Source organism: Rothia nasimurium (genome assembly GCF_928382285.1).
Taxonomy (GTDB): domain Bacteria; phylum Actinomycetota; class Actinomycetes; order Actinomycetales; family Micrococcaceae; genus Rothia; species Rothia nasimurium_E.
Window position 1 is genome coordinate 443,015 of the sequence record NZ_CAKMSS010000001.1, and the last position, 26,216, is coordinate 469,230.

25 protein-coding genes are annotated in these 26,216 nt (G+C 58.8%); 17 read left to right on the top strand and 8 right to left on the bottom strand.

Annotated elements, in window-relative coordinates; genetic code table 11:
- From dop to L6758_RS01915, 12 genes are all read left to right on the top strand, one after another.
- Positions 1-1,602, top strand: a complete 1,602-nt coding sequence (dop, locus tag L6758_RS01860; protein WP_237204933.1) for a depupylase/deamidase Dop — start codon at positions 1-3, stop codon at positions 1,600-1,602.
- A gap of 29 nt (positions 1,603-1,631) precedes the next feature.
- Positions 1,632-1,829 (top strand): ubiquitin-like protein Pup, encoded by a 198-nt coding sequence (locus tag L6758_RS01865; protein ID WP_237204934.1) that lies wholly within the window; start codon positions 1,632-1,634, stop codon positions 1,827-1,829.
- 52 nt (positions 1,830-1,881) lie between these two features.
- Positions 1,882-3,315: a Pup--protein ligase gene (gene pafA / locus L6758_RS01870; RefSeq protein WP_237204935.1), complete on the top strand. Its 1,434-nt coding sequence runs from the start codon at positions 1,882-1,884 to the stop codon at positions 3,313-3,315.
- Positions 3,316-3,420: 105 nt separating this feature from the next.
- A complete protein-coding gene (locus L6758_RS01875) occupies positions 3,421-4,479 on the top strand; it encodes an FKBP-type peptidyl-prolyl cis-trans isomerase (RefSeq protein WP_237204936.1) in 1,059 nt (352 codons plus the stop codon).
- A gap of 38 nt (positions 4,480-4,517) precedes the next feature.
- The gene (locus L6758_RS01880) at positions 4,518-4,919 is read left to right on the top strand and encodes an FKBP-type peptidyl-prolyl cis-trans isomerase (RefSeq protein ID WP_237185669.1); all 402 of its coding nucleotides are present in this window, start codon (positions 4,518-4,520) and stop codon (positions 4,917-4,919) included.
- A gap of 72 nt (positions 4,920-4,991) precedes the next feature.
- Complete coding sequence (locus tag L6758_RS01885; protein WP_237204937.1) at positions 4,992-6,941, top strand: helix-turn-helix transcriptional regulator; 1,950 nt, start codon at positions 4,992-4,994, stop codon at positions 6,939-6,941.
- Positions 6,942-7,088: 147 nt separating this feature from the next.
- Positions 7,089-7,403, top strand: a complete 315-nt coding sequence (locus L6758_RS01890; protein WP_237204938.1) for a hypothetical protein — start codon at positions 7,089-7,091, stop codon at positions 7,401-7,403.
- Between the two features lie 5 nt (positions 7,404-7,408).
- Positions 7,409-7,666: a Sec-independent protein translocase subunit TatA gene (gene tatA / locus L6758_RS01895; RefSeq protein WP_135013989.1), complete on the top strand. Its 258-nt coding sequence runs from the start codon at positions 7,409-7,411 to the stop codon at positions 7,664-7,666.
- A 101-nt stretch (positions 7,667-7,767) separates the two neighbouring features.
- Positions 7,768-8,616, top strand: coding sequence for a twin-arginine translocase subunit TatC (gene tatC / locus L6758_RS01900; RefSeq protein ID WP_237185672.1), 849 nt, complete (start codon positions 7,768-7,770; stop codon positions 8,614-8,616).
- 108 nt (positions 8,617-8,724) lie between these two features.
- Positions 8,725-11,565, top strand: a complete 2,841-nt coding sequence (locus L6758_RS01905) for a DEAD/DEAH box helicase (protein ID WP_237204939.1) — start codon at positions 8,725-8,727, stop codon at positions 11,563-11,565.
- A 34-nt stretch (positions 11,566-11,599) separates the two neighbouring features.
- Entirely contained in the window at positions 11,600-12,649 is a 1,050-nt protein-coding gene (locus L6758_RS01910) for a hypothetical protein (RefSeq protein ID WP_237204940.1), read from the top strand.
- A 117-nt stretch (positions 12,650-12,766) separates the two neighbouring features.
- Positions 12,767-13,501, top strand: a complete 735-nt coding sequence (locus L6758_RS01915) for a polyprenol monophosphomannose synthase (protein WP_237204941.1) — start codon at positions 12,767-12,769, stop codon at positions 13,499-13,501.
- Between the two features lie 68 nt (positions 13,502-13,569).
- On the opposite strand, the gene L6758_RS01920 is transcribed toward L6758_RS01915, so the two are convergent.
- The 3 genes from L6758_RS01920 to L6758_RS01930 all read right to left on the bottom strand — a co-directional run bounded on the left by L6758_RS01920 (position 13,570) and on the right by L6758_RS01930 (position 15,615).
- Entirely contained in the window at positions 13,570-13,908 is a 339-nt protein-coding gene (locus L6758_RS01920) for an RNA polymerase-binding protein RbpA (protein WP_135011868.1), read from the bottom strand.
- 93 nt (positions 13,909-14,001) lie between these two features.
- The gene (locus tag L6758_RS01925; protein ID WP_237204942.1) at positions 14,002-15,126 is read right to left on the bottom strand and encodes an SPFH domain-containing protein; all 1,125 of its coding nucleotides are present in this window, start codon (positions 15,124-15,126) and stop codon (positions 14,002-14,004) included.
- A gap of 30 nt (positions 15,127-15,156) precedes the next feature.
- The gene (locus L6758_RS01930) at positions 15,157-15,615 is read right to left on the bottom strand and encodes an NfeD family protein (RefSeq protein WP_237185677.1); all 459 of its coding nucleotides are present in this window, start codon (positions 15,613-15,615) and stop codon (positions 15,157-15,159) included.
- 226 nt (positions 15,616-15,841) lie between these two features.
- On the opposite strand from L6758_RS01930, the gene L6758_RS01935 reads away from it, so the two are divergent.
- Positions 15,842-16,225 carry a DUF3054 domain-containing protein gene (locus L6758_RS01935; RefSeq protein WP_237204943.1) on the top strand — a complete coding sequence of 128 codons (384 nt, stop codon included), beginning with the start codon at positions 15,842-15,844 and terminating at the stop codon, positions 16,223-16,225.
- 67 nt (positions 16,226-16,292) lie between these two features.
- Here L6758_RS01935 and trpD read toward each other — a convergent pair whose 3' ends face one another.
- Positions 16,293-17,333 (bottom strand): anthranilate phosphoribosyltransferase, encoded by a 1,041-nt coding sequence (gene trpD / locus L6758_RS01940; RefSeq protein WP_237204944.1) that lies wholly within the window; start codon positions 17,331-17,333, stop codon positions 16,293-16,295.
- 237 nt (positions 17,334-17,570) lie between these two features.
- Between trpD and ctaE the strand changes: the two genes are divergently transcribed.
- The 4 genes from ctaE to qcrB are packed head-to-tail and all read left to right on the top strand — an operon-like array spanning position 17,571 to position 21,861.
- Positions 17,571-18,209: an aa3-type cytochrome oxidase subunit III gene (ctaE, locus tag L6758_RS01945; RefSeq protein ID WP_237204945.1), complete on the top strand. Its 639-nt coding sequence runs from the start codon at positions 17,571-17,573 to the stop codon at positions 18,207-18,209.
- Between the two features lie 52 nt (positions 18,210-18,261).
- Complete coding sequence (qcrC, locus tag L6758_RS01950) at positions 18,262-19,056, top strand: cytochrome bc1 complex diheme cytochrome c subunit (RefSeq protein ID WP_237204946.1); 795 nt, start codon at positions 18,262-18,264, stop codon at positions 19,054-19,056.
- A 49-nt stretch (positions 19,057-19,105) separates the two neighbouring features.
- The gene (qcrA, locus tag L6758_RS01955; RefSeq protein ID WP_237204947.1) at positions 19,106-20,197 is read left to right on the top strand and encodes a cytochrome bc1 complex Rieske iron-sulfur subunit; all 1,092 of its coding nucleotides are present in this window, start codon (positions 19,106-19,108) and stop codon (positions 20,195-20,197) included.
- Positions 20,197-21,861 carry a cytochrome bc1 complex cytochrome b subunit gene (qcrB, locus tag L6758_RS01960; RefSeq protein ID WP_237204948.1) on the top strand — a complete coding sequence of 555 codons (1,665 nt, stop codon included), beginning with the start codon at positions 20,197-20,199 and terminating at the stop codon, positions 21,859-21,861. Before qcrA ends, qcrB begins: the two co-directional genes overlap by 1 nt.
- A 762-nt stretch (positions 21,862-22,623) precedes the next feature.
- On the opposite strand, the gene L6758_RS01965 is transcribed toward qcrB, so the two are convergent.
- The 4 genes from L6758_RS01965 to L6758_RS01980 all read right to left on the bottom strand — a co-directional run bounded on the left by L6758_RS01965 (position 22,624) and on the right by L6758_RS01980 (position 26,205).
- Positions 22,624-23,025: a cytochrome c oxidase subunit 4 gene (locus tag L6758_RS01965; RefSeq protein WP_185172911.1), complete on the bottom strand. Its 402-nt coding sequence runs from the start codon at positions 23,023-23,025 to the stop codon at positions 22,624-22,626.
- Positions 23,026-23,034: 9 nt separating this feature from the next.
- The gene (ctaD, locus tag L6758_RS01970; RefSeq protein WP_237205233.1) at positions 23,035-24,735 is read right to left on the bottom strand and encodes an aa3-type cytochrome oxidase subunit I; all 1,701 of its coding nucleotides are present in this window, start codon (positions 24,733-24,735) and stop codon (positions 23,035-23,037) included.
- A 10-nt stretch (positions 24,736-24,745) separates the two neighbouring features.
- Positions 24,746-25,615: an aa3-type cytochrome oxidase subunit II gene (gene ctaC, locus L6758_RS01975; RefSeq protein WP_237205234.1), complete on the bottom strand. Its 870-nt coding sequence runs from the start codon at positions 25,613-25,615 to the stop codon at positions 24,746-24,748.
- A gap of 233 nt (positions 25,616-25,848) precedes the next feature.
- A complete protein-coding gene (locus L6758_RS01980) occupies positions 25,849-26,205 on the bottom strand; it encodes a HesB/IscA family protein (RefSeq protein ID WP_237185683.1) in 357 nt (118 codons plus the stop codon).
- Positions 26,206-26,216: the final 11 nt, after the last annotated feature.

Sequence of the window (26,216 nt, forward strand, 5' to 3'; positions counted from 1 at the left end):
ATGACTGTTCGCCGTATCATGGGGGCCGAGACCGAGTATGGGGTTCATGCCCCGGCAAAGCCCCACGCCAACCCCACGGTGCTCTCTGCCTTTGTGGTCAACACCTACGACACCCTTTTCAAGCAGGAGCTCTCAGCGGCCCTTGAGACCCGCTGGGAGTACGGTTCAGAAGCACCGCTAGCCGATGCGCGCGGTTTCGACATGCCGCGCGAGCAGGCCCACCCCACCCAGCTAACCGATACCGCCCACGTGCTCACCAGCGAAGATATCGCGGCAGAAGCCCTGAGCGAGGCCGGGCATTTTGCCGAGCGTATCGACTGGGATGCGGTCACCATGAACTCGATTCTGCCCAACGGGGCCCGTTTTTATGTGGACCATGCCCACCCCGAGTACTCCTCGCCCGAGGTGACTAACCCGCGCGACGCCGTCCTCTGGGATGCGGCAGGCGACCACATCGCCGCACAAACCGTAGCCACCATTGAAAAGGTAACCGCTAGCCAGAGTTCGGCTATGCCTGCGGTCAACCTCTACAAGAACAATACGGACGGCAAGGGCCAGTCCTACGGTTCCCACGAGAACTATCTGGTGCCCCGCACCGTCGATTTTGAGTACCTGGCAGCTAGCCTGCTGCCCTTCTTTGCTACCCGCCAGGTCATGGTGGGGGCAGGACGGCTGGGCTTGGGTACAGCGGGGGAGCAGGCAGGTTTTCAGATTTCCCAGCGCGCTGACTTCTTTGAGCGCACCGTCGGGCTGGAAACCACCGTTCGCCGCCCTCTGATTAACACCCGCGACGAGCCCCACGCCGACAGCAACCGCTATCGCCGCCTGCACGTGATCACCGGCGACGCTAACCTATCGCACACCTCTAACCTGCTCAAGTTTGGCACCATGTCCCTGGTGCTGAACCTCATTGAGGCGAAAACTGCTCCCGCCATCAAACTGGCTGACCCGGTTGCTGCCATGCACACGGTCAGCCACGACCTGACCCTGAGCACCCAGCTGCCCCTGGCGGGCGGGGGCAGCATGAGCGCCCTGCAGATTCAGCGGGCCTACCTCGATGCTGCCATCGCGCTAGAGACCAACCCCGATGAGGCGACCGCCGAGATCTTGCAGCTTTGGGGCGAGGTGCTAGAGGTCCTGGCAGATAACCCCCTATCCCTGGCCAACCGCCTGGACTGGGTTGCCAAGTACGCCCTACTGAAGGGCTACGTTGACCGGGGCCTGAGCTGGGATAATCCCAAGCTGGCCGCCATCGACCTGCAGTATTCGGACGTCCGCCCCGGCAAGGGCCTGTACCACAAGCTGGTAGCCCTGGGCCGCATGAAGACCCTCTTCAGCCCCGAAGAGATTGCCCGGGCTGCTGCCGAGCCACCGCGCGACACCCGTGCCTACTTGCGCGGTAAGCTCATCACCACCTGGCCCGACGAGGTTGTAGGAGCCAACTGGGACACCCTCTCGGTACGCAACCCGCTCTCCATCGACCTGCACCGCCTGACCATGGATAACCCCGAGTACTTTACCGCCGAAATCGTTGAACCCCACCTGGGGCTAGAGCACGCAGACCAGCTTTTTGCCCTACTGGCCGGCCAGCAGCACAGCTAGCCGTAATACCCCACAGAAAGAGAGACATCATGGACCGCATCCAGCGCCAGAACACCGCCTCAACCACCTCCCAGCAGGTAGAAGAGGTAGCCATCGCCCACCAGAACACCAAGGTGAACGAGCAGGCAGTATCAGACATCGATGACCTGCTGGCAGAAATCGACGGCGTGCTCGAAGAAAATGCCGAAGACTTCGTCAAGGGCTTCGTCCAAAAGGGCGGCCAGTAGGCCCAGCCCCTCACAAGCAGCCAGCACCCGACCCAACGCCTAAGGAAGACCCGTGGAACGCAGAATATTCGGCATCGAAACCGAGTTCGGCATCAGATACATCCCGAAAGGGCTTGGCCCCCTGGCCCCAGAAGAGGCCGCCCGCAAGCTCTTCAAGCCGGTGGTAGACACCTGGCGTTCCTCCAACGTCTTCCTGCCCAACGGCGGGCGACTCTACCTCGATGTGGGATCCCACCCCGAATACGCCACCGCCGAGACCGCCTCGGTCCGCGATGCCCTGATTCAGGACAAGGCGGGGGAGTACCTGTTCAATGACCTGGTCAACCAGGCAGAAGATTCCCTCGAAGCAGAGGGCTATCAGGGGCAGATTTTCCTCTTCAAAAACAATGTTGACTCGGCGGGCAACTCTTTCGGATCCCACGAGAACTACATGCTTGAGCGCAAGGTGGAGTTCTCCCGCCTGGTCCGCTCCCTGATTCCCTTCCTGATTACCCGCCAGATTGTGGTGGGGGCGGGTAAGGTACACCCTGCAGGGCCCCCGCAGTGGGGCGGACGTCCGCTCGGGCCAGAGGGGCAGCCCAGCTTCTCCTTCTCCCAGCGCGCCGACTACATCTGGGAGGGCTCATCAACAGCCACCACCAGGGCCCGCCCCATCATCAACACCCGCGACGAGCCCCACGCCGACGCCTCGCTCTACCGTCGTATGCACGTCATCAACGGGGATTCCAACATGTCGCAGGCCACCACCCTGCTCAAACTCGGAGCCACCGACCTGGTGCTTCGCATGCTTGAGGACTACTACCCCCTCGAGAACTTCGAAATCAAAGACACCGCCACAGCCCTGCGCGTTATCTCCCACGACCTGACCGGCACAGCAACCTTCCCCCTGGCGGACGGCCGTGAAGCCACCGCCCTGACCCTGCAACGTCACTACCAGGTGGCCGCCACCCGCTACATCGAGGAGAAGGGGGCCCACCACGAGGACGTGCCCTACATCCTGGATCTCTGGGGGCGAGCCCTGGACGCGGTGGAAAGCGGCGATACCTCCCTCATCGATACCGAAATTGACTGGGCCATCAAAAAGAAGCTGCTCGATACCTACATCACCCGCGGGGCCAGCGGCTACGACGACCCCAAAATCCAGCAGCTTGATTTGGCCTACCACGATATCGACCCCGCACGAGGCGTCTTTGGCCTGCTCACCCGCAAGGGCCTGGTCAAGAACCTGGTCAGCCCCGATGACATTGCCCATGCCACCGTACACCCGCCCGCTACCCGGGCCTCCCTGCGCGGCCGCTTCATCAGTGCAGCCCGCAACGCCGGGGAGCCCTTCACCGTGGACTGGGTCCACCTGAAACTCAACAACAAGCCCCATCTGACCGTCATGTGCAAGGACCCGTTCGCCACAGAAAACGCTGCGATGGAAGACCTCCTGGCTACCCTCAGCCCTGCTCTCTCAGACACCTGGTCGCCGCCCTTCATTTAGGCTATAGGGCGAATTGCCAGTACCAACCCAGCTCTATCCGCTAGTATGTACGCGGTGAAGAAAAGCGTTCCTCAGCCGAACGTAACATCAACGAAAGTGAAACCAGTGAAGAAAAAATCAGCCCTTTTCGCATCCAGCGGCGCAGTGCTCGCCCTCCTTCTTTCCGCCTGCGGTGGTAGCGGCGACGGTAGCAGCCTCGCTGACGTTGAGTACTCCATGAACGGGGCAACCGCCGAGCCCTCGGTTTCTTTCGCAACCCCCTTCGCCGCTAACGGTACCGAAGCCCACAAGATTGAGGATGGCGACGGCGCCACCATCGAAGACGGTGACAGCCTGCTGGTAGACGCCACCGTCTTTAACGGTGCAGACGGTACCTCCCTGGGTACCACCTACACCGATGCGCCCATGATTATCCCTGTGGGTCAGGAACTTAAGGACGCTGCCCCTGAACTCTATGATGTTTTGATCGGTTCAAAGGTGGGTATGTCCTTCTCCTACTCCACCAACATTGATGCCACATCTACCTCAACTGCTGAGGCCACCCCCACCGTTTCAGCGGGCACCGCCACCAACGTTGAGGTTTACACTGTCTCCGGCAAGCTGCTCAAGAGTGCAGAGGGCACTGAAAACGAGAAGCAGTCCTCAGCTCTAGAAAGCTTCTCCGTGGCTGACGACGGCACCGCTACCCTGGCCCTGTCTGAAGATCGCGGCGACGCTCCCACTGAGCTCTACACCGAAGACCTGATTACCGGCACCGGTGCCACTGTCAACGCAGATGATACGGTTTACGTAAATTACGTGGGCGTGACCTGGTCAGATGGTGCTCAGTTCGATGGAAACTTTGGTGCAACCCCCGCCGACCTTTCCCTGAATGGCGTTATCGAGGGCTGGAAGCAGGGTCTGGCCGGTAAGACCGTGGGTTCCCGTGTGCTCTTGGTTATCCCCAGTGAACTTGCCTACGGTGAGGACGCCGCCACCAGCGGTGCTCCCGAGGGCGCCCTGGTCTTTGTGGTCGATATTCTGGGTTCCTCACCCACCCGCACCGCAGCAGTATCTCCTAGCGCTTCAGCCGATGCGTCCGCAACTGCAGATGCCAGCGCAAGCGCCACCGAATCTGCCTCTGAGTCAGCGAGCGCTGAGGCAACTGCCTCAGCTAGCGAATAAGCCCTCTGTTATCACTCGATTAGAAAAGGTAAAACCTCATGTCATTTGGTCAGCGTAATCTCGACCGTAGCAAGCCTGAAATTGATTTTCCCGAAGGTGGCACCCCCGAAGAGCTCATCATCATCGATGAGATTGAGGGTGCTGGCGAGGTCGTTGAGGCTGGCGATACCGTGTCAGCCCACTACGTGGGTGTAGCTTTCTCCACCGGTGAAGAGTTTGACTCTTCCTGGGGTCGCGGTGAGCCCCTGCGTTTCCAGGTTGGTGTCGGTATGGTGATCCGCGGCTGGGACGAGGGCCTGCTGGGTATGAAGGTGGGCGGCCGCCGTCGCCTGGAGATTCCCAGCGAGATGGCTTACGGTTCCCGCGGTGCCGGTTCTGCTATTGGCCCTAACGAATCGCTGATTTTTGTGGTTGACCTGGTAGACGTCATCAAGCGTTAATTCTCGCTGCGGGCTTGTGCCTGAGCGTGTTTGGCCCCCGGTTCGAAAGAGCCGGGGGCTATCTTTATGTATGTGACTTCTAAAGCTGTTGAACGTGCTGCTGCCTTACTTGATGTGCTCTCGTCTGCCCCTTGGGGGCTGGATCGGGATGCTGTGCGCCAGCGGGTGCCGGGTTATGATCAGGCGGCGACTGACGCTGCGTTTGAGCGTATGTTTGAGCGCGATAAGCAGGTCTTGCGGGCCCTGGGCGTTGAGCTGGTGGCTGAGCGGGCTGATCGTTCTCGGCTGGGCTTTGTGTATCGGCTGGAGGCTAAGTCGCAGGCGGTGGCTGATTTTTCGGCCTTGGACGTGGTGGTGCTGAGCCACTGTGCGCGGGCCTGGGAAGGCACCGAGGTGGAGCGGCTGGCTCGTGCTGCCCTGCTCAAGGTGGGGGCGAGCGTGGGCCAGCGTCTGGGTGGTGAGCTGGGGGAGCCTGCCCGATTTACTACGGTTCCCGGGGTTGCCGAGTGCCTGGCAGCGGTGGCTGAGGGTAAGGGCGTGAGTTTTCGCTATGCCGGTAGGGACGAGGTGCGTGCGGTTACCTGCTGGGGCCTGGGGCTGCGGTTTGGTCACTGGTACCTGGTGGGCTGGGATAGGGCCCGTCAGGGGCAGCGTATTTTTAGGCTTGATCGGGCGGTGGGTTTGTCTGTTCTGGCTGTGGAGGGGCAGCAGCCTCCCGCTTCTTTTTCGATGGTGCGGGAGTTGGCCGCGCTTGAACCTGAGCAGGTTCCGCAGGTAGCTACTGTACCCCTTTTGCTCGGGAAGGGGGCGGACGGGGTGCAGCTGGCTCCGTCCTACGGAGTGGTGGAGTCTTCCCTGCAGGCGATGAGGGGCGGACGCACCCACCGGCTCCCGGAGGGCACATTAGCTCCTGGCGTGGTGGGGGACTACCAGCGAAAGGTCGCTGATGAAGAGGAAAGGCTTCGGCAGGAGCTGCGGGCCTGGCACGCCCCGGCGCCCAATATCGCTGCTCCTACCCGGACTAAAGCCTGGAAACCCGTGGTAGCTCAGCGGGCCCGTGAAAGTGCTTCAGACCAGCTCATGAGGCTTCTACTCATGGTGTCCCTGATCGAGAGTACCGGGGGCCTACCCCTTGCCACCCTGGCAGATTTCTTTTCAACGACGGAACAGAAAGCCCGTACCCAGCTGGAAGGCTTAGCCAGCAGCGTTGGGTTTGAGTCCCTGGATCTAGACATTAACTCGGCTGGGTTTGTGACCCTGCGGGGGCAGCAGGTGCTGACCCGCGGCGTGTCTCTGACTGAAACAGAAGCCCTGGTGCTGAGCCTGGCTCTCGACCTGTCGGCCAGCCTCGATACAGAGTCCTTTTACAGCCACCTGCGCCAGAAGGTATGGGCCTCGGTTGCTACCGAGAACCTACCCGAGGTTGCGCCCATGCCTGAACGGGTGGGGGTCTATCGGGCCGACCTTGACCCCCTAGTACAGCGGGCTCTTGATCAGCAGATTCCCCTCGATATCACCTACAGTTCCCACCGGTCTGTCTCCCGCCGCGTTATTGAACCGCTTGCCCTCATCGTTGATAACGGGCCTCGCTACCTGCAAGCCTGGTGCCGGCTGAACGGGCAGGTGCGGCACTTTAGGCTCGACCAGATATTGAGTATGGCCGCGGTAGAGGGCGATAGCTTCACCCGACTGACGCCGCCCGGCACCGAAGCGGGGGAGGACGCGTCCGCCCCCGTTAGCCCTCGCAGCTGGCTCACCCAGCTGACCAGCGGCAAGGTTGCTGCCGAGGCCATGATTCTGGCCGTCGCTAAAAGCCTGCCGGTAGCCCAGCGCGAAAAAACCCACAGCACCCTCTGCCGCTACGCCCTTGAAACAGCCGAAGAAAACGGTGTGACCTTCTACAAAATACCGGTTGCCCACACCGCCTGGGCCCTTAACCTGCTGATAGACCTGGGCCCGACCGCCCGCCTGCTCACCCCTGCCCACCTGCGGCAAGACCTGCTAGAGCTACTGGGTGACTAGGGAACACAAACAACTGCACCGGTACATTACCCACCCATATCTCAGCAGAATCGGTGCAAGCCCACAGCAAAATATTCTCAAAACTAAAGCCGCTTGGGATATATAATTGTCACTATGCCTTGGTGGTTTTGGATAGTTTTGTGGACCGTGCTCGTAGTGAGCTCGCTCTGCCTGCTAGCCTGGCTGCTATACCGCGCCTTCCGCAAAGCCTTAGGGGCACTCGATGCCGCCCAAGACTGGGAGTCCAGCATTACAGATGCGCTTGGGCAGGCCAACCACGCCCAGCCCCTCAGAGAAGAACCGCAACCGGCTCTTTTCATCCCGGTAGGAACCGCCTACGCAGACTACATCCAGGGCAAGAACACTCGAACGCTCGACCGAGCCCGCCGCCGCTCTCAGCGCCGCGACGAACTCGGACAGCCCCAACTCGTCGGAGACCTCAAACGTCTTCAAGAAAGGTGACGCTCGTGCTCGGTAACCTCGGCCCCGTCCATCTCATCATCCTCCTTGTCATCATCATCCTGCTCTTCGGTGCCCCCAAGCTCCCCGGCATGGCCCGCAGCCTCGGCCAGTCCATGCGTATCTTCAAGTCAGAAGTTGACGGCTTGAAGAACGACTCCAAGAAGAACAACGAAGCAAACGGCGACACCAACGGTTCCGTTGTTTCCGGTGAGGTCATCAACAACCCCACCACCACCGACCAGAACAAGGGCTCACAGAACTAAGTTCTCGCCCCCAGAGCGTTCGTGAGTTAACCGCCCGACCCGTGCCCTGGCCACCCAGGGCGCGGGTTTATGGGCTCCCAGAGTTTCAGTAGAAGGCACCCATGGCTAAATCAACCAGCCGAAAGAACAACCCCCAGGCCACCATGGCCCTCGGCGAGCACTTTCGCGAATTCCGCAACCGCCTCATTAAAGCGGCTGTTGCTACCTTTATCTGCGCTATCGGCGGCTTCTTCCTCTACGAGCCCTTCATGGAGGCCATCAGCGCCCCGGTCTACGCCATCAACACCGAAGCTGGCCGCACCGCAGCCCTGAACTACTCCACCGCAACATCTCCCTTCGACCAGATGGTGCGTATCTCCCTCTACATCGGCCTGGTCATCGCAAGCCCCGTCTGGCTCTACCAGCTCTGGGCCTTCATCACCCCGGCCCTCTACCGCAAGGAAAAGCTCTACACCCTGGGCTTCACCTTCACCGCCATCCCCATGTTCCTTCTGGGCACCGGCCTGGCCTGGTGGGTGCTACCCACCGCCGTCCGCACCCTGACCATGTTCAGCCCCGATGGCGCAACCAACCTCTTCACCGCCGACGTCTACGTCAGCTTCGTGGTTAAATTCATGCTGGTCTTCGGTATCGCCTTCGTACTGCCCGTTATCCTGGTCGGCCTCAACTTCATCGGCCTGATCCGCGGTAAGACCATTCTCAAGTCCTGGCGCTGGGTAGTCGTGCTCGTTGGTCTGCTCGCAGCTATGGCAGCCCCCGGTAACGACATCATGTCCATGCTCTACCTCATGCTGCCCCTGCTCTTCTTCTTCTTTGTTGCTATCGGTATCGCCATGCTTAACGACAAGCGCCGCGACCGCCGCAACGCCAAACTGGCAGAGGGTCTCACCGACGACGAACTCAACCGAGCCACCAGCCTAGAAGAACTCGACCAGCTCGGTCGCTCCTAAAACTTTCCCGCCCCGGCACTGTCTGTCGGGGCGGTTTTTTGTTCGCGCTGGAACGAAAGCTGACTGCCGGGTGCCCCTGGCCGAAATCTACCGCCTAAGATTAGACATATGGCTAGCTACGCTGAACAGTACCTGCGCGCCAAAGAACGCGCCACCTTCTCAAAGACCGCCCTTTACCGCTTTGAGCAGACCCTGAGCTTTGACCTGGATGACTTCCAGCGCCGGGCCTGCACTTCGGTTGAGGACGGCCGGGGCGTGCTGGTTGCTGCCCCCACTGGGGCGGGCAAGACGATCGTGGGAGAGTTCGCTATCTACCTGGCTCTATCGCAGGGTAAAAAGGCCTTTTACACCACCCCGATTAAGGCTCTGAGTAACCAGAAGTACAACGACCTGGTGGCAGCCTACGGTGAGGACGCCGTGGGGCTGCTGACCGGCGACACCTCCATCAATTCCGAAGCCCCCGTGGTCGTGATGACCACCGAGGTGCTCCGTAACATGCTCTATGCAGATTCCGCCACTCTGGCCAACCTGGGCTATGTGGTGATGGACGAGGTGCACTACCTGGCTGACCGCTCCCGCGGGGCGGTGTGGGAAGAGTGCATTATTCACCTGCCCGAATCGATCTCTGTTATCGCCCTATCGGCTACTATCTCTAACGCTGAGGAGTTCGGTGCCTGGCTCGATACCGTGCGCGGGCAGACCGACATTATCGTTTCTGAACACCGCCCGGTTCCCCTTTGGCAGCACGTGATGGTGGGCCGCCACCTCATGGACCTCTTCGCTGGCGATACCACTGTCGAGGACGCCGCAGCCGCCACCGACCTGCCCGAGGTCAACCCGGAGCTGGTGCGGGTCGGACGCCGCCCCCGCCCTTCACGGGGCCCCGGCGGCAAGTCCTTCTCCCGGCTGGGTAAGGGCAAACGTAGTCGTAACCAGGGCTACCAGTCCCAGGGCTATGACCGCGAGCGCCGCAGCAGCGCGGACGAGGCGAGCGCCCCCGTCCGCCCCCAGCGCATTAGCCGCCCAGAGATGATTCGCTCCCTCGATAAGGCGGGTCTGCTGCCCGGTATCTGTTTTATTTTCTCGCGGGTGGGCTGCGATGCTGCGGTATCGCAGTGTATCGATGCCGACATTCGCCTAACAACCGAGGCCGAGGCCCAGGCTATTCGGGCCTATATAGCTGAGGCTACCGCTAGCCTCGAGACCAGTGACCTGGCGGTGCTCGGTTTTTACGAGTGGCGTGAAGGCCTGATGCGGGGTGTAGCGGCCCACCATGCGGGCCTGTTGCCGGTCTTCAAGGAGGTTGTTGAGACCCTCTTCTCTGAGGGGCTGATTCGCATGGTTTTTGCAACCGAGACCCTGGCGCTGGGCATCAATATGCCGGCCCGGTCGGTGGTTCTAGAGAAGCTCACCAAGTTCAACGGTGAGACCCACGTGGATATTACGCCGGGGGAGTACACCCAGCTGACCGGACGCGCGGGCCGCCGCGGTATCGACGTTGAGGGTCACGCTGTGGTCATGTGGCGCCCCGGACTAGAGCCCCAGCAGGTAGCGGGCCTGGCCTCTAAGCGCACCTACCCCCTCAACTCCTCTTTTAAGCCCACCTACAATATGAGTGCCAACCTGATTGCCCAGTTTGGCACAGAGCGCACCAAGAAAATTCTGGAAAGCTCCTTCGCCCAGTTCCAGGCTGATAAGTCTGTGGTGGGCGTGGCCTCCCGCGTACGGAAGAATGAAAAAGCCCTAGCCGGTTTTGAAGAAGCCATGACCTGCCATCTGGGTGACTTCACCGAGTACGCCCGCATCCGCCGAGACCTCTCTGACCTTGAGAAAAAGGCCGAGAAGGGCCGTAGCCGGTTGCGGCAGTCCCAGGCGGTGGCTTCCGTCCTGGATCTGCTACCTGGCGATATTATCGAGATTCCCCGGGGGCGGAATGCCGGCCCTGCCCTGGTGCTCTCTAGGGCAGAGTCCCTGGATGACCCTCGCCCGTCCATCTTGACTACGGCGGCACAGCTCCGCCGCCTTGACCCCCGCGACCTGGACGGGCCCGTCCTGCCGGTCTCCAAAATCAAGGTGTCGAAAAAGTTTACGGGCAAAACCCCCAAGGACCGCCGCGATATGGCTTCTCGTATGCGCGAGGCTCTCTATCAGGGGTTGCCTGCCCGCTCAGGCTCCCAGAAAAAGTACTTCAATGAGCGCGAGCGCGGGGACGAGCAGAAGATTGAAGAGCTGCGCCGGGCCCTGCGGAATCACCCCTGCCACGGCTGTTCTGACCGTGAGAACCATGCCCGGTGGGCTGAACGCTGGTACCGCCTGTCGCGCGATACCGACGGTTTGCGCCGTCAGATTGAGCGCCGCACCAACACTATTGCCCAGGTCTTTGAGCGTATTACCCAGCTGCTGGCTAGCTACGGTTACGTTGAGACAGTGGAGGGGCGCCGCGTGCTTACTGCTCGGGGTGCCTCCCTGCGCCGGGTTTACGGTGAAAAGGACCTACTGACCTCGCTCTGTCTCGAGGACAGATTCTTGCAAGGGCTGGACCCGGCGTCAACTGCTGCTGTGGTCTCTGCCCTGGTTTACGAGGCCAAACGTGACGAACTGGGCCTGCTCTCTCGCTACCCGGGTCACGGGGTTGAGGGGGCGCTGATGACCGTGCTGAAGCACTGGAGCAAGCTCAATGACGCCGAAAAGCTTCACCGCCTACCCCAGACTGCCTCACCCGATTTTGGTATGGTCTGGCCCGTCTATAAGTGGGCCCGGGGGAAGAGCCTGGCCCAGGCTATCGATAGTACCGACCTTGCTGCTGGTGACTTCGTGCGCTGGACCAAACAGGTCATCGATAGCCTTGATCAGATTGCCCATGTGGCATCGTCTGACCCCCAGCTACGCACCCAGTGCGAGGCCGCTATCAACCTGCTGCGCCGCGGCGTGGTAGCAACCCAGCTTTAGTCTGTTGTACTGTCAGTATTTTGAAAGGACGGCAATGATGCCCGCAACTGTCATGCTCGATGGCTCTGTCTACAGCCCCGCTGACCCCTTTGCTACCGCCCTGGTCATGAACGAGGGCCAGGTGGAGTGGGTGGGGCAGGACGCCGGTGCCCGCTCCATTGCGGATTCCTCCATGACCGTGCAGGAGCTGGGCGGACGCCTGGTCACCCCCAGCTTTGCTCTAGCGGCGGCTTCTACGACCGGGGCGGACGCTCCCGCCCTGCTCGATGAGCTAGCGGCAGCTGGCTACGGCTATGCCCGCCTGCTGCTCACTGATTTCGCGCAGGAGCTCCCGGCGGCGCACCCTGCGGTAGCTGCTGACTACTACCTTCCCGTAGACAGCCTTGAAGGGGGCCGGGAGCTGCCCGCCGGCGTCCGCGGTATTTTTGTCTCATCTCCTGGAGAGCTTAACTCGCAGTTACTGGCTTTGCTGGCCGAAAAGCGCCTGCAGCTCATGTTGGTGGTCACCGAGGCGGCTCAGGTAGGGGAGTACCTGGCTCATCTGGCGCCTCTTGACGGCCTCGCCCGTCTGCGTATCAGCCCCAGCCTGGAGGGTCTCACCGAACTAGACCACAGTGACCTGGAACAAGCCAAAAACCTACAGGTCACCCTCGGTTTCTCAGGCGACTTCGACCGCTCCGGCGAAGCCTTTGGCCGGGCCCTGGCGGCGGGTGCTGCAGTTACCCTAGGGTCAGACCCCGGTACCCGACCCTCACTATTGGGCTGGGAGCTGGTAAACGCCGCCGTCAATCCCGCACAGACAGAACAGGCAGTATCGGCTCGCGCCGCTTTTGCCGCCTGCACCCGCGCGGTCTACCGCGCCGCGTCTACCCCCAACCCCTTCACCGGCCAGCTCGTGCCCGGAGCCCCCGCCCACTGCGCCCTCTGGACCATCACCGAACTCATCGTGCAGACCCCCGACAGTCGTATTGCCGCCTGGAGCACCGACCCGCGCGCCCGCACCCCCCTGCTCCCTGTCCTGGCCCCCGACGTACCCCGCCCCGAGCTGGTCAGCCTGTACCGCAACGGCCACAAAGTGGGCTAGGCGTCACCTCAGACCCCGGGGCTATCAATACACGCTCGAGGAACCTGCACCCTATATAATGAAAAACTGGTTTACACGCCGTCCCACGATTCAGATGGGCCATGACAAGGAGACCGCATGCGAGTACTAACCGTGATTCCTACCTACAATGAGAAGGAAAACCTTCCCATCGTAGTAGAGCGCCTGCGCGCAGCCGTGCCCGACTGCGACATCCTCGTCGTCGACGACAACAGCCCCGATGGCACCGGCCAGCTTGCCGACTCCATGGCAGCAGAAGACAGCCACATCAACGTCCTCCACCGCACCGTTAAGGACGGCCTGGGCGGTGCCTACCTGGCAGGCTTCGACTGGGGCCTTGAGGCTGGTTACGACGTGCTCGTTGAGATGGACGCCGACTGCTCCCACCAGCCCGAACAGCTGCCCCTGCTCCTGCAGGCAATCGAAGGGGGAGCCGACCTAGCTATCGGTTCCCGCTACGTACCCGGCGGCAAAACCAAAAACTGGCCCCTGCACCGCCAGATCCTTTCCCGCGGAGCCAACCTTTATACCCGCCTGATTCTGGGCACCAAGGTTAAAGACATCACCGCGGGCTACCGCGCCTACCGCCGCGAAGCCCTGCAGAAGCTTAACCTCGAAGGCATTGACTCCAAGGGCTACGTCTTCCAGGTTGATTTGGCCTGGCGCTCCGAGCAGGCCGGCCTGAAAATTGTAGAAGTACCCATCACCTTCGTAGAGCGTGAAATCGGTAGCTCCAAGATGGACGGCAACATCATCGTTGACTCCATGACCAAGGTAACCCGCTGGGGCTTGACCGCCCGAGCAGAGCGCGTCCGCTCCATCATCAAGAAGTAATAGCAGTTGATAGACGAAGGGCCCCGCCAGATAACTGGCGGGGCCCTTCGTCTTAGAGGGAAGCTAGCCTAGAGGGCGTGACGCTCCCGGTAAATCTCAAGACGCTGCTGCAGGGTCTCTTCGAGTTCTTCGACGCTACGGCGCTCCAGGAGCATGTCCCAGTGGGTACGAACAGGCTTTTCAGCGTTCTCTTCAACCTTGCCGTCGCCAGAAACTAGGAAGGCCTCCTTGCCGGACTTGGCTGTCCAGGTTGCGGGAATCTCAGCTTCCTGCGCGAAGGTAACGAAGACTCGTTCACCGTCTTCGGTGCGGTATTCCACACGCTGGCGGGGAGCCGGCTCCACGCCTGATTCGGTTTCCATTGACTGTGAACCCAGGCGCATACCGCGCAGGCTGCGATCGCTCATTTTCTTCCTCCATAAACGGTGACTGAAGTGCTTGCAGGTTTGTGACTACTCAAAGGCGGGTAAACCGTGCAGGCCAAATACCCATTATAACCTTTAGGCGCCGGGGCTGTGGGGGTCTGTGCCCTCAGCTGATTCGTCGGTAGGGAGCTCGCCCTCCTGAGGGATTTCAACGCCGCTATCGAGCTTGTCGAGGTTGGGGTTGAGGTCTTCAGGGGTCACACGGATCACCGGGGTGTCAACCAGGGGAGAGGACGGGGGAGTCGCAGGGGTAGACTCTTCCTCGGTCTCAGGTGCGCCTTCATTGCCCAGGGGTGAGAATGCGTTGCCGATACCGCGCAGGGCATCGCCCAGCTCGGTGGGAATGAACCAGAGCTTGTTAGCATCGCCCTCGGCTAGCTTGGGCAGGGTCTGCAGGTACTGGTAGGTCAGTAGCTTCTGGCTGGGATTCGAGGCGTGGATTGCGTGGAAGACCTTCTGGATAGCCTGGGCTTCACCGTCAGCACGCAGGATAGCTGCCTTAGCGTCACCCTCGGCGGTTAGAATCTGGGACTGCTTTTCACCTTCTGCTCGTAGAATCGCAGCACGGGAGTCACCCTCGGCGGTTAGAATCTGGGACTGCTTCTGGCCTTCAGCGGTCAGGATTGCGGCTCGGCGGTCACGCTCTGCTCGCATCTGCTTTTCCATGGAGTCCTGGATGGAGTGCGGGGGCTGAATTTCCTTGATATCGACGCGGGAGACGCGGATGCCCCAGCGGCCGGTGGTGCTGTCGAGAACCCCTCGCAGCTCGCTGTTAATCTGGTCGCGGGAGGTCAGGGTTTCTTCGAGGTTGAGACCACCGACGACATTGCGCAGGGTGGCGCTGGTCAGCTCGTCTACCGCCTGGATGTAGTTGGTGATTTCGTAGGTCGCGGCCTTGGGGTCGGTCACCTGGAAGTAGACCACGGTATCGATACCGACGACCAGGTTATCTTCGGTGATGACAGACTGGGCGGGGAAGGACACGACCTGTTCACGCAGGTCAATGAGGGGCAGGACGCGGTCGATAAAGGGAACGGTGACGTGGAAGCCGGGGTTGAGGGTGGTGTGGTACTTACCCAGACGTTCGACGATGCCAGCACGGGCCTGGGGAATAATACGTACAGCCTTAAGCAGGGTGATGAGCACCAAGAGGACGAGGGCTGTAAGCAGGATGGTTGTGGTGATGGTTGAAGCTGTCATAGGTTACGACCTTAATCTTTAAGTTAAAGGTTATTTTGTGGTGTGAGGGGCTAGGTAGGCAGTTGCACCGCGAATGGCTACCACGGTTGCTGTTGACCCTTCAGGGAGAACCAGCTGGTTGCTTTCGGGGCGGGCCGTCCAGGTATCACCGGCGATACGGGCAAGACCTGCCTGCTCTGTGACCGTCTGGGTAATAAGAGCGTCCTGGCCAATAAGCCCATCAGAGTTCATCGCAATATTGGGTGAGCTTTGATGGAAACGCTTAATAAGCGGTGGGCGGAGCCCTAAGAGAAGGGCGATGCTAACAACTGCAAAAAGAACAACCTGACCAACAAAGGAGTCGAGGAAAGTGGTGCTCAGTGTTGCCGACAGGGCAGCTAAGGCCATCATTAGAAAGATGAAGTCGAGCATCAAAATCTCGATAATGGCTAGAACAATCGCAGCGGTGAGCCAGAAAGCCCAGAGGTTCTGTGCGAACCAATCAATCATGTGTACCTCCCACAGGTCGGTGTGTGTTAGTACTTATCTATTCTCCCTGATGTGGTTTCTCTGTGCTAGTCATTACGTGAGGTATGAGAGGATTTGGCCAGCTCAGCCAGGCTTTCCATAAAGCCGATAATATACATTATGTAAAGTAAAGCTAAAAATGCTCCCCTGACGCCCTCGACTTACTCCACAGCTGCTGAGCTTAGCGCTCCTGCGTTAGAGTAAAACTATGCTCAGTTCAGTTGATTCAGGTAAATATTTTTCCCAGCCGGTTCGCGCCGTGGTTGACCTGGCCCTCGTCCTTCTTTTTATTACTATCGGGCTCACTAGCCACCAGGAACCGCTATCCCAGCTATTAGCCACCGCCGCACCTTTCTTACTGGCGGCCTGCGCTGGCCATATTGGTGTGTGGGCCGTGAGCTCCAGGCGGCAGCTTCCCCTCTTGCTTGAAGGTTTTATGATGTGGGTCAGCACCCTGGTGCTTGGGCTTGGCTTGCGCCTCTCCTTCGGCGATACTGCGGCAACTGCTTTTGTTCTTGTCTCAGCTCTTACTCTCTTGGTCTTCTTGGTGGGCTGGCGCCTTATCCTTGGCTTGGTACGCCGCAAGGCCTAAATTTCTTGATGTAGACAGTCTTTAAAAGGTGTGGCCCCAGAAAGTCTGGGGCCACACCTTTATGTTGTTATTTACTGTTGCTGTAAGCAATCCAACGTTCAAGCACAGCCTTAGCTTTACCTGATTCTACTGATTGGCGAGCGTCCCGCAGGGCTTCCTCAAAGCGTTCGGTAAAAGGCCTGCCGTCGACCGGACGGTAAGCAGTCAAGCCTGCTGCAGCATTCAGTAAAACCGCGTTGAGGATTGGGCCGGGAGTCCCATCGAGAACCTGATGCACAACCTGGGCGTTATGCTGGGCATCTCCCCCGCGTAGATCGTCCAGGGTGGCGCATTCAATACCAAAATCGGTGGGGGTTAGTGAATGGTGCTCAACTCCCCCATTGAAGGTTTCCCAAACTTGCGATTCACCGGTGATGGTAATTTCGTCCAGGCCATCATTTCCGCGGAAAATCAGCGCATGATCACCACGTGAGGCAAAAACGGCAGCGATTTTCTCCGCCATTTCGGCGTCAGCAACACCGATGGCAGAGGCTCGTACACGGGCCGGGTTAGTCATGGGGCCAAGATAGTTAAAGGCTGTTGGGACGGCGATGGAGCGGCGAGTCGGTGCCACATGACGCATTGACGGGTGGAAAACCTGGGCGAAGAGGAAAGTGATACCAGCAGCTTCAACTGCACCCGCAACATCCTTAATGCTTAGGTCAAGGTTTATGCCAAGTTCTGCCAGCACGTCTGCACTTCCACTTGAGGATGAAGATGCTCTATTGCCGTGTTTAATAACTGGCACTCCGGCACCTGCAATGACCAAGGAAGCCATAGTAGAAATATTGACGGTATTCTGCTGGTCTCCCCCGGTGCCTACAATATCCACTGCATCTCGGGTAACTTCGATGTGTTCTGCCTTGTCAAGCATGCCTTGCGCTAGGGCTGCAAGCTCTTCAGGAGTTTCACCTTTAACATGAAGTCCAACAAGGAACGCCCCGATGATAGCCTCAGGTGTAGAGCCTGACATGATATCTTGCATAGCCCACTCAATCTGAGCTGGTGCAAGATCCTGCTGGGCTACGAGCTGATTAAGAATAAGTTTCCACGTGATGGTGCCTGTCATGGCTCACATTCTACGGCTCTTTTGCACTCTGAGCGACCTCGTGAGATAGGCCCCAGCCCAGCTTTTACTTTCAGATGAATCGGAATGTGGGTTACGTAAGTTTTACATATAACGTGTCGCCAAGCTTCTGCCAAAAACCCCTAGATTAGGGGGTAGATATGCAGGATTTACAACACACCTCCTAGCAAACCCCCTTACCTATTGGTTCACGGGCAGTTTTACAGACATAATGTCTATGTGACAACTGCAACCCATACCCCAAGTAAGTCGGCGCATGCCGCTCTGAATCGACCCAACCAGGTGTCTGTTGGCACTGTTGTTTGGCTCGCCTCAGAGCTCATGTTCTTCGCCGGCCTGTTCGCAATGTACTTCACCCTGCGTGCTTCTCGCCCCGATATCTGGGCTGAGAACACCCCGCTGCTTGAAGTCCCGCTCGCTCTCGCCAACACCATCGTGCTGGTGCTGAGCTCTGTTACCTGCCAGTTCGGTGTTTTCAAAGCTGAACAACTCAAGCCCCGCCGTACCGGTTCCCTCTTCAATGTCCGAGAATGGGGCATGATCGAGTGGTTCCTGCTCACCTTCATCATGGGTGCGTTCTTCGTTTCAGTTCAGGCTTACGAATACGCAAACCTTGTAGCTGAAGGTATGACCATCGCGTCAAGTGCTTACGGCTCAGCTTTCTACATCACCACCGGTTTCCACGCAATCCACGTAACTGGCGGCCTGATCGCCTTCCTGCTGATCATCGGTCGCGCCTATGTTGCTAAGCGTTTCGGTCACTACGAAGCAACCTCAGCAATCGTTGTTTCTTACTACTGGCACTTCGTAGACGTCGTGTGGATCGCACTGTTCTTCATCGTCTACTTCCTCAAGTAACCGGTAACCGCTAAAAGTAAACCAACTAGCACACACACAAAGGAACAACGACGTGAAGGCACTTTCTCAAAAGCGACGTCATCCGCTCGCAGCTCTCGTGTTGCTTGCCCTTGCCCTCCTTCTATCTGGTGGCCTCTACGCAGTTGCCACGGCTACTAACGAGGCTCAAGCCGCTACAAGCACCACCTACACTGCAGAAGACATCTCAGAAGGTCAGAAACTTTTCCTGGCCAACTGCGCTACCTGCCACGGTACTAACGCAGAAGGATCAGTAGACGGCCCGGCACTTATTGGTGTTGGTGCAGCTGCTGTTGACTTCCAGGTAGGCACCGGCCGTATGCCCATGCAGATGCAGGGCGTTCAGGCTCAGCTGAAGCCCGGACAGTTCAACGAAGAGCAGACGATGCAGCTCTCAGCCTACGTTGCATCACTCGGTGCAGGTCCCACCATCCCCGAGGAAGAGTACCTTGATGTTTCCAAGGGCGATGCAGCCAACGGTGCAAAGGTATTCCTGGCTAACTGCGCTATGTGCCATAACGCGGCAGGCGTAGGTGGTGCTCTTACCCGCGGTAAGTTTGCTCCTACCCTGATGGGCGTTTCAGAGAAGCACATTTACGAGGCTATGGAAACTGGCCCCCAGAACATGCCCGTCTTTAACGACGCAAACATCACCCCCGAAGAAAAGCGCGATGTTATTACCTACCTGAAGTCACAGGAAGTAAACGCATCGGTTGGTGGTTTCAAGCTTGGCTCACTCGGCCCCGTGTCTGAAGGTCTTCTGATCTGGACTCTCGGCCTGGTCATCGTCATTGCTTTCACCCTCTGGCTGACTTCACGAGCTGCATAAGCTCACGCACACACATAAATTTCGTACCAAGGAAGATTTGAGGCAACACATGGGAAACCATAGTGACGGCGCACATGAAAAGGCTGCCGTAGTTACCTCTGAGGCAGCAAGCCAGGAGAAGTTCGCTAACCCCGGACTTCCCCCGCACGCTCCCCGACTCACCGACGTCGATTCCAAAAAAGCTAAGGGTGCCGAGCGACAGGTAGTTCTACTATTCGTCATCTCCATGCTGGGCTCCCTGCTTTTCTGGGTCGGCTACTTCGGTGTCGAGGTAACCGGCAACTTCTACGATGTCATGAACCCCGAAGCAAACAACATGCTTCGTCTGCAGAACCTTCTGCTGGGTCTCGGCATCGCTTTTGCCATGTTCGGTATCGGTATCGGTATCGTCCACTGGGCACGCTCACTTATGCCCGACCACGAAATGGTCGAAGAGCGTCACGCGGTTACTTCAGAAGAAGACCGTGCAGAGGCTCAGGAAATCGTTGAAACCATCATCGAAGAATCAGGCATCAAGCGTCGCCCGCTTCTTCGTAACACCCTCATCGGTTCCGTTATCCTCGCTCCCCTCACCTTCGTCACCCTGTTCCGTGACCTGGGCCCCGCAGATCCCTCTGTACTCAAGTACACCTTGTGGGACGAAGGCGTCCGCCTCGTGCGCGACCCCTCCGGCACCCCCATTAAGGCTGCTGATGTTACCCTCGGCTCTGCTTACCACGTCCTTCCCGAAACCCTCTCAAGCCTGACTCACGAAAATGGCTACCTCGAGGAAAAGGCAAAGGCCGTTGTACTGCTTATGCGTCTGGATCCTGCTGACATCAAGAAGGTCACCCCCGGTCGCGAAAACTGGAACGTTGACGGCATCTACGCCTACTCCAAGGTTTGTACCCACGTAGGCTGCCCCATCGCTCTGTACGAGCAGCGCACCCACCACCTGCTCTGCCCCTGCCACCAGTCAACCTTTGACGCGGCAGAAGAGTGCAAGGTTATCTTCGGTCCCGCAGGCCACGCCCTGCCCCAGCTGCCCATCGCAGTTGACTCCGAAGGCTACCTGGTCGCCCAGAGTGACTTCCACGAGCCCGTTGGCCCCGGCTACTGGGAGCGTGCAAAGCACATCAAGGAAATGGCAGGTGAAGCATAATGTCGACTTCAATGCAGTCTGATTACAAGGCAAAGACCTCAACCGGTCGTATCGCCCACTACGTTGATCAGCGTGTTGGTGCTTCAGGCATCATCAAGGAATTCGGTCGCAAAATCTTCCCCGATCACTGGTCATTCATGTTCGGTGAAGTTGCGCTCTACAGCCTGGTTATCCTGATCATCTCAGGTACCTTCCTCACCTTCTTCTTCAACCCCACCATGGTGTCGGTAACCTACGACGGTTCCTACGTCCCCATGAAGGGCACCCACATGTCTGCCGCCTACGCCTCTGCCCTGGACATCTCCTTTGACGTCCGCGGTGGTCTGCTGATGCGTCAGATTCACCACTGGGCAGCTCTGATGTTCATGATGGCGATGACTGTGCACATGCTGCGCGTCTTCTTCACCGGCGCTTTCCGCCGCCCTCGTGAACTGAACTGGGTTGTTGGTTGCACCCTGCTCATCATCGGTATTCTGGCTGGCTTCACCGGCTACTCACTGCCCGATGACGTGCTCTCAGGTAACGGTCTGCGCATTATTGACGGTATTTTCAAGTCAATCCCGCTGGTTGGTACCTACATCTCGCTCTTCTTCTTCGGTGGCGAGTTCCCCGGTACCGCTGTGATTGGTCGCCTCTACACCCTGCACATCATGATTATCCCCGCGATGCTTCTGCTGCTCGTGGCTATTCACATGTTCATGGTTGTACTGCACAAGCACACCCAGTACCCCGGCCCCGGCCGCACCGAGAACAACGTCGTTGGCTTCCCCGTGGGCCCCGTCTACGCAGCCAAGGCTGGCGGTTTCTTCTTCATCGTGTTCGGTATCATCGCCTTCCTCGGCGCAACCTTTACCATCAACGCGATTTGGAACTACGGCCCCTACGACCCCTCACCGGTACAGGCCGGTACCCAGCCTGACTGGTACGTAGGCTTCGGTGACGGCGCCCTGCGTCTGTGGCCCGGCGTCTGGCCCTGGCCCTGGGAATTCGAATTCCTCGGTGGCACCTGGGTTCTGAGTGTCCTTCTCCCCTTCGCTCTGATGGCTGGCTCAGTCATGATGGCCATGGTCTTCTGGCCCTGGATTGAGCAGTGGGTTACCAAGGACAACCGCGTCCACAACATCCTGGACCGCCCCCGCAACGCCCCCTTCCGTACCGGTGTGGGTGTAGCAGGCATCATTGGCTACGCATCCCTGATGATCGCGGCAAGCTCCGACCTAATCGCAACTCACTTCCATGTATCGCTGAACGACGTTGCCTACTGGCTCCGCTTTACCTTCGTATTCGGTCCCCTCATTGGCTTCTTCATCACCCAGCGCATCTGCCTGGCTCTGCAGCGTAAGGACCGTGAGCTCGTACTGCACGGTATCGAAACCGGTAAGGTCGTCCAGCTCCCCCACGGTGAGTTCATCGAGGTTCACAAGCCTCTCGATGAATACCGCCGCTACGAGCTGGTCTCCTTCGAGTCACCCGAGCCCATCCCGGCTCAGCCCAACAAGAAGGGCAAGGTTGGCCTGATCGAGAAGACCCGCGCAGGTCTCTCAAAGATCTGGTTCGAAGACCGCGTAGTTGCCGTAACTCCCGCTGAGCTCGAAGCAGCTCACCATGAGCACCACGGTGCACATGAGGTTGACGGCCACAAGGCCGACTCAATCGAAAAATAACATACGGTTGTAGTAACAGTGTGGGGCACCCCTGACGGGGTGCCCCACACGTGTTTTAACAGGCTTTTACTGGCCCCGCGTGATTGGTTATCAATGACCGAGCCAATCATCGCCTCTAAGGGCTTCCTGAGCCTTTTAGGAGCCAAAACTAGTTTGTTGGGTTTAGCTCTGCTCCCCTATGCAGCCATGACGGCTCTGAAAAAAAGTAGCGCACTCCCGAGGCCGCGTGTGCTGGCCCCGTTCTGCGCAAGATGCAGGGGTATTATGCAGGGTAAATGAGGTGGCTCTCCCCTAGCTCACGGAGTCCCTTATACCTCTTTGAACTGCTTTTCTGTGCATCGAGGACGCGGGGGGGGGGCACAGCGCGCCGTCTGAACCGGGGGCGTGTCGCTGAGCGCCCGCCACAGGGATGGTCTCCCAGCTCAGGGAGCTATGTTGGCGGGTGCTCTTGACGGTTCATCACATAGTTAAAGATTCTTTGAGCGGTTCGGCGTGTCGCACTCCTAGGGTGGGCTGGCAGGGTCAGGCTGGCTCCTGTGCCGTCCTGTGCCGTCCTGTGCCGTCCTGTGCCGTCCTGTGCCGTCCTGTGCCGTCCTGTGCCGTCCTGTGCCGTCCTGTGCCGTCCTGTGCCGTCCTGTGCCGTCCTGTGCCGTCCTGTGCCGTCCTCCCAACCTCCCCTCAGCAATCTAAAAATGGCACAAAAAAGGGTGGGGCCCCTATCCTCTCGGATAGGGGCCCCACCCCTTGAGCCAGGTAAGACTCTTAGTGGGCGTGGTCGCCGCGGTTGTATTCGTAAACCCAACCCAGAACAGCTGCTGCTGCGAAGGGGATGGCAACGAGTACGATCCACCAGTCGATAGCCAGACCTACAACAACGATGGTGCAAGCAACACCGATGAAGAGGGGCCACCATGACCACGGTGAGTAGAAGCCGTAGTCGCCAGCGCCATCAGCGATTTCACCTTCGAGGTTCTCGTAGGGCATGTCGGGGTGCTTCTTGTCGGTGAAGTTCAGGAAGTACCAGAGGAAGAGACACATCACGGCGGTAGCCAGAATCGCGGGGAAACCGGCCCACTCGGTGAAGTCAGTCATCAGACCGTAGACAATGCCAACGGGAATCAGGAAGACGCCGATGAAACCGAAAATCTTAGCAAGAAGTTTCACAGTGGCCTCCTAGCGTGCAGTTGCCTGGCGGGCTGCTGCAGCGACGTCATTGTTGGTGGACAGTTCAGGGTGGTGCAGGTCAAGTGCAGGACGCTCTGAACGGATACGGGGCAGGGCGGTGAAGTTGTGGCGCGGGGGCGGGCAAGAAGTTGCCCATTCCAGTGAGCCACCGAAGCCCCAGGGGTCATCAACCTCAACACGCTTGCCGTTGCGGGCAGTGGTGTAGACGTTCCAGAACCAGGGAATCATGGAGATTGCCAGAATCATGGAGCCTACGGTTGAGAGCTGGTTCATCCAGGTGAAGCCATCTTCAGGCATGTAGTCTGCGTAGCGGCGGGGCATGCCGTCGACACCGAGCCAGTGCTGGATGAGGAAGGTCATGTGGAAGCCGATGAACAGCAGCCAGAAGTGGATCTTGCCCAGGCGCTCGTTCAGCATCTTGCCGGTGAACTTGGGCCACCAGAAGTAGAGAGCTGCGAACATACCGAAGACGAGGGTACCGAAGATGACGTAGTGGAAGTGAGCGACCACGAAGTAGGAGTCAGACAGGTGGAAGTCCAGCGGCGGGGTTGCCAGGATAATACCGGTGATACCACCGAAGAGGAAGGTGATCAGGAAGCCGATAACCCAGAGCATGGGGGTCTCAAAGGTGATGGAGCCCTGCCACATGGTGCCGATCCAGTTGAAGAACTTCACGCCGGTAGGAATACCAATCAGCATGGTCATGAAGGAGAAGAAGGGCAGCATGACCGCGCCGGTGACGTACATGTGGTGTGCCCACACGGTAACTGACAGAGCCGCAATAGCGATGGTTGCAAAAATCAGACCCTTGTAACCGAAAATCGGCTTACGTGAGAAGACGGGGATAATTTCTGAAACGATGCCGAAGAAGGGCAGAGCCAGAACGTAAACCTCGGGGTGACCGAAGAACCAGAAGAGGTGCTGCCAGAGGACGGCGCCACCGTTTTCGGGGTCGAAGATGTGGCCACCGAGACGGCGATCCATACCGAGGGCGAACAGGGCGGACGCCAGCGGCGGGAAGATCATGATGATCAGGATTGCGGTGATCAGGGTGGTCCAGGTGAAGACCGACATACGCCACATGGTCATACCGGGGGCGCGCATGCAGAGGATGGTGGTCAGGAAGTTGACGCCACCCATGATGGTGCCGAAGCCCTGAAGAGCCAGACCGAAGATCCAGAGGTCACCACCGACAGAGGGGCTGTAGGTGGTGCTGTTCAGCGGAGCGTATGCGAACCAGCCGAAGGAAGCTGCACCCTGGGGGGTAAGGAAGCCAGCGATGGCGACCAGTGAGCCGAACAGGAAGAACCAGAAGGCCAGGGAGTTCAGGCGGGGGAAGGCAACGTCGGGTGCACCAATCTGCAGGGGTACCAGGACGTTAGCGAAACCGGTGAACAGCGGGGTACCAAACATGAGCAGCATCAGGGTGCCGTGCATGGTGAAGAGCTGGTTGAACTGTTCCTTGGTTTCGAGGAACTGCATACCGGGGGTGAAGAGCTCCAGGCGCATAAGCAGAGCCATGACACCGGCAAAGCAGAAGAAAATAAACGCAGCGATCAGGTACATGTACCCGATGGTCTTGTGGTCGGTGGAAGTCAGCCAATTGACGATGATTCGTCCCTTGGACTTAGGAACCACCCGCGGGACAACGCTACCGGCTGTCTCAGCTGAATACTCAAGAGTAGTCACGGGTTACCTCTTAGTTGTTGGTGTTCATGTTGGGGTTACGGTTGTACTCGTCACCCAGACGGCCAATGTTGCCTTCATCTTCCAGTGACTGGATGTAGGCGTCGTAGTCTTCCTGGCTGACAACTTCAACGTTGAAGAGCATCTCTGAGTGGTACTCACCGCAGAGTTCGGCACACTTACCCTGGTAGCGAGCAGGCTCGGAACCGGTGGTGAAGTACATGTGGTTGGTCATGCCGGGAATGGTGTCGCGCTTCTCAAGGAAGGCGGGAATCCAGAAGGAGTGGATGACGTCACGGGACTTGAGCTGCAGGTCTACGGTTGAGTTGACCGGCAGGTAGAGGGTGGGGAGAGTTTCCTCAACGCCTACGTTGCCTTCCTTGTCGAGGCGAGCCTGGACGCCGGCGAAGTAGACGTTTTCGTCGAGGTAGTTGAAGTCCCATGCCCACTGCTTACCGTAAACCTCGATGGTGACATCGGCGGTTTCAGACTTGGGAGCGGTGATTTCGCGCTCGGCACGGTCTGAGAAGGTGAAGAAGCTGACGATCAGGATGATCGGGATAGCGGTGTAGAAAATTTCCAGCGGAGCGTGGTAGCTCACCTGGCGGGGGTAGCCGGTTTCGTACTTGCGACGGCGGTAGGCGATGATGCACCAAAGCATGAGGCCCCAGGTCACAAGACCTACAGCCAACGCAGCGATCCATGTACCAATCCAGAGGTCCATGATGGTATCGGCGTTATCGGTTACACCACGCTGAGTGGGCAGCCAGCCCACTGATGCCTGTTCTGAACAACCGGTCAAGAGCAGCGCTGAAACGGCTGTGGCAGCGGCTACTGCCTTGCCCTTAAGCCCCTTGCTGCTGGTTCGATGCTGCGAACTCACAGACGGCCCTTCCTGTAGCGATGTGCGTGTCACCTGGTGCTGTGTGTGGACAGCATTAACCCAGGTGTTAATTCTTTCAATACGAGCTTACCCTCAAACGGGCGTTTCTGGTGACAACCTGTCAATGAACTGACGTGTCATTACATAAGTATTTCATGTTTGGGCGGGCTGAAACAGAAAAGTGGGGGTATGCCGGAGCATACCCCCACGTGTGAAGCGGGCTGGGTAGACGCTTAGTGGAAGGAATCTCCACAGGCGCAGGAGCCCTGGGCGTTGGGGTTATCGATGGAGAACCCCTGCTTCTGAATGGTGTCTTCGAAGTCGATGGTTGAGCCTTCGAGGTAGGGAACACTCATACGATCAACGATGACTTCTACGCCGTCGAAGTCGCGGACGGCGTCACCGTCGAGCACGCGCTCGTCGAAGTAGAGCTGGTAAATCAGGCCTGAACAGCCGCCGGGCTGCACGGCGATGCGCAGGCGCAGGTCGGTGCGTCCTTCCTGCTCAAGCAGGGAACGAACCTTACCGGCTGCAACCTCGGTGAGGTTAACGCCGTGGGTGGGGAGATCTTCAAGTACTGCCTCAGACATGAGCAATCCTT

What these genes read in the sequence shown, in the direction of transcription:
- dop (WP_237204933.1), top strand. Translation starts at nt 1, where the DNA reads ATGACTGTTCGCCGTATCATGGGGGCCGAGACCGAGTATGGGGTTCAT.
- L6758_RS01865 (WP_237204934.1), top strand. Translation starts at nt 1,632, where the DNA reads ATGGACCGCATCCAGCGCCAGAACACCGCCTCAACCACCTCCCAGCAG.
- L6758_RS01880 (WP_237185669.1), top strand. Translation starts at nt 4,518, where the DNA reads ATGTCATTTGGTCAGCGTAATCTCGACCGTAGCAAGCCTGAAATTGAT.
- tatC (WP_237185672.1), top strand. Translation starts at nt 7,768, where the DNA reads ATGGCTAAATCAACCAGCCGAAAGAACAACCCCCAGGCCACCATGGCC.
- L6758_RS01905 (WP_237204939.1), top strand. Translation starts at nt 8,725, where the DNA reads ATGGCTAGCTACGCTGAACAGTACCTGCGCGCCAAAGAACGCGCCACC.
- L6758_RS01910 (WP_237204940.1), top strand. Translation starts at nt 11,600, where the DNA reads ATGATGCCCGCAACTGTCATGCTCGATGGCTCTGTCTACAGCCCCGCT.
- L6758_RS01915 (WP_237204941.1), top strand. Translation starts at nt 12,767, where the DNA reads ATGCGAGTACTAACCGTGATTCCTACCTACAATGAGAAGGAAAACCTT.
- L6758_RS01920 (WP_135011868.1), bottom strand. Translation starts at nt 13,908, where the DNA reads ATGAGCGATCGCAGCCTGCGCGGTATGCGCCTGGGTTCACAGTCAATG.
- L6758_RS01925 (WP_237204942.1), bottom strand. Translation starts at nt 15,126, where the DNA reads ATGACAGCTTCAACCATCACCACAACCATCCTGCTTACAGCCCTCGTC.
- L6758_RS01930 (WP_237185677.1), bottom strand. Translation starts at nt 15,615, where the DNA reads ATGATTGATTGGTTCGCACAGAACCTCTGGGCTTTCTGGCTCACCGCT.
- L6758_RS01935 (WP_237204943.1), top strand. Translation starts at nt 15,842, where the DNA reads ATGCTCAGTTCAGTTGATTCAGGTAAATATTTTTCCCAGCCGGTTCGC.
- trpD (WP_237204944.1), bottom strand. Translation starts at nt 17,333, where the DNA reads ATGACAGGCACCATCACGTGGAAACTTATTCTTAATCAGCTCGTAGCC.
- qcrA (WP_237204947.1), top strand. Translation starts at nt 19,106, where the DNA reads ATGGGAAACCATAGTGACGGCGCACATGAAAAGGCTGCCGTAGTTACC.
- qcrB (WP_237204948.1), top strand. Translation starts at nt 20,197, where the DNA reads ATGTCGACTTCAATGCAGTCTGATTACAAGGCAAAGACCTCAACCGGT.
- L6758_RS01980 (WP_237185683.1), bottom strand. Translation starts at nt 26,205, where the DNA reads ATGTCTGAGGCAGTACTTGAAGATCTCCCCACCCACGGCGTTAACCTC.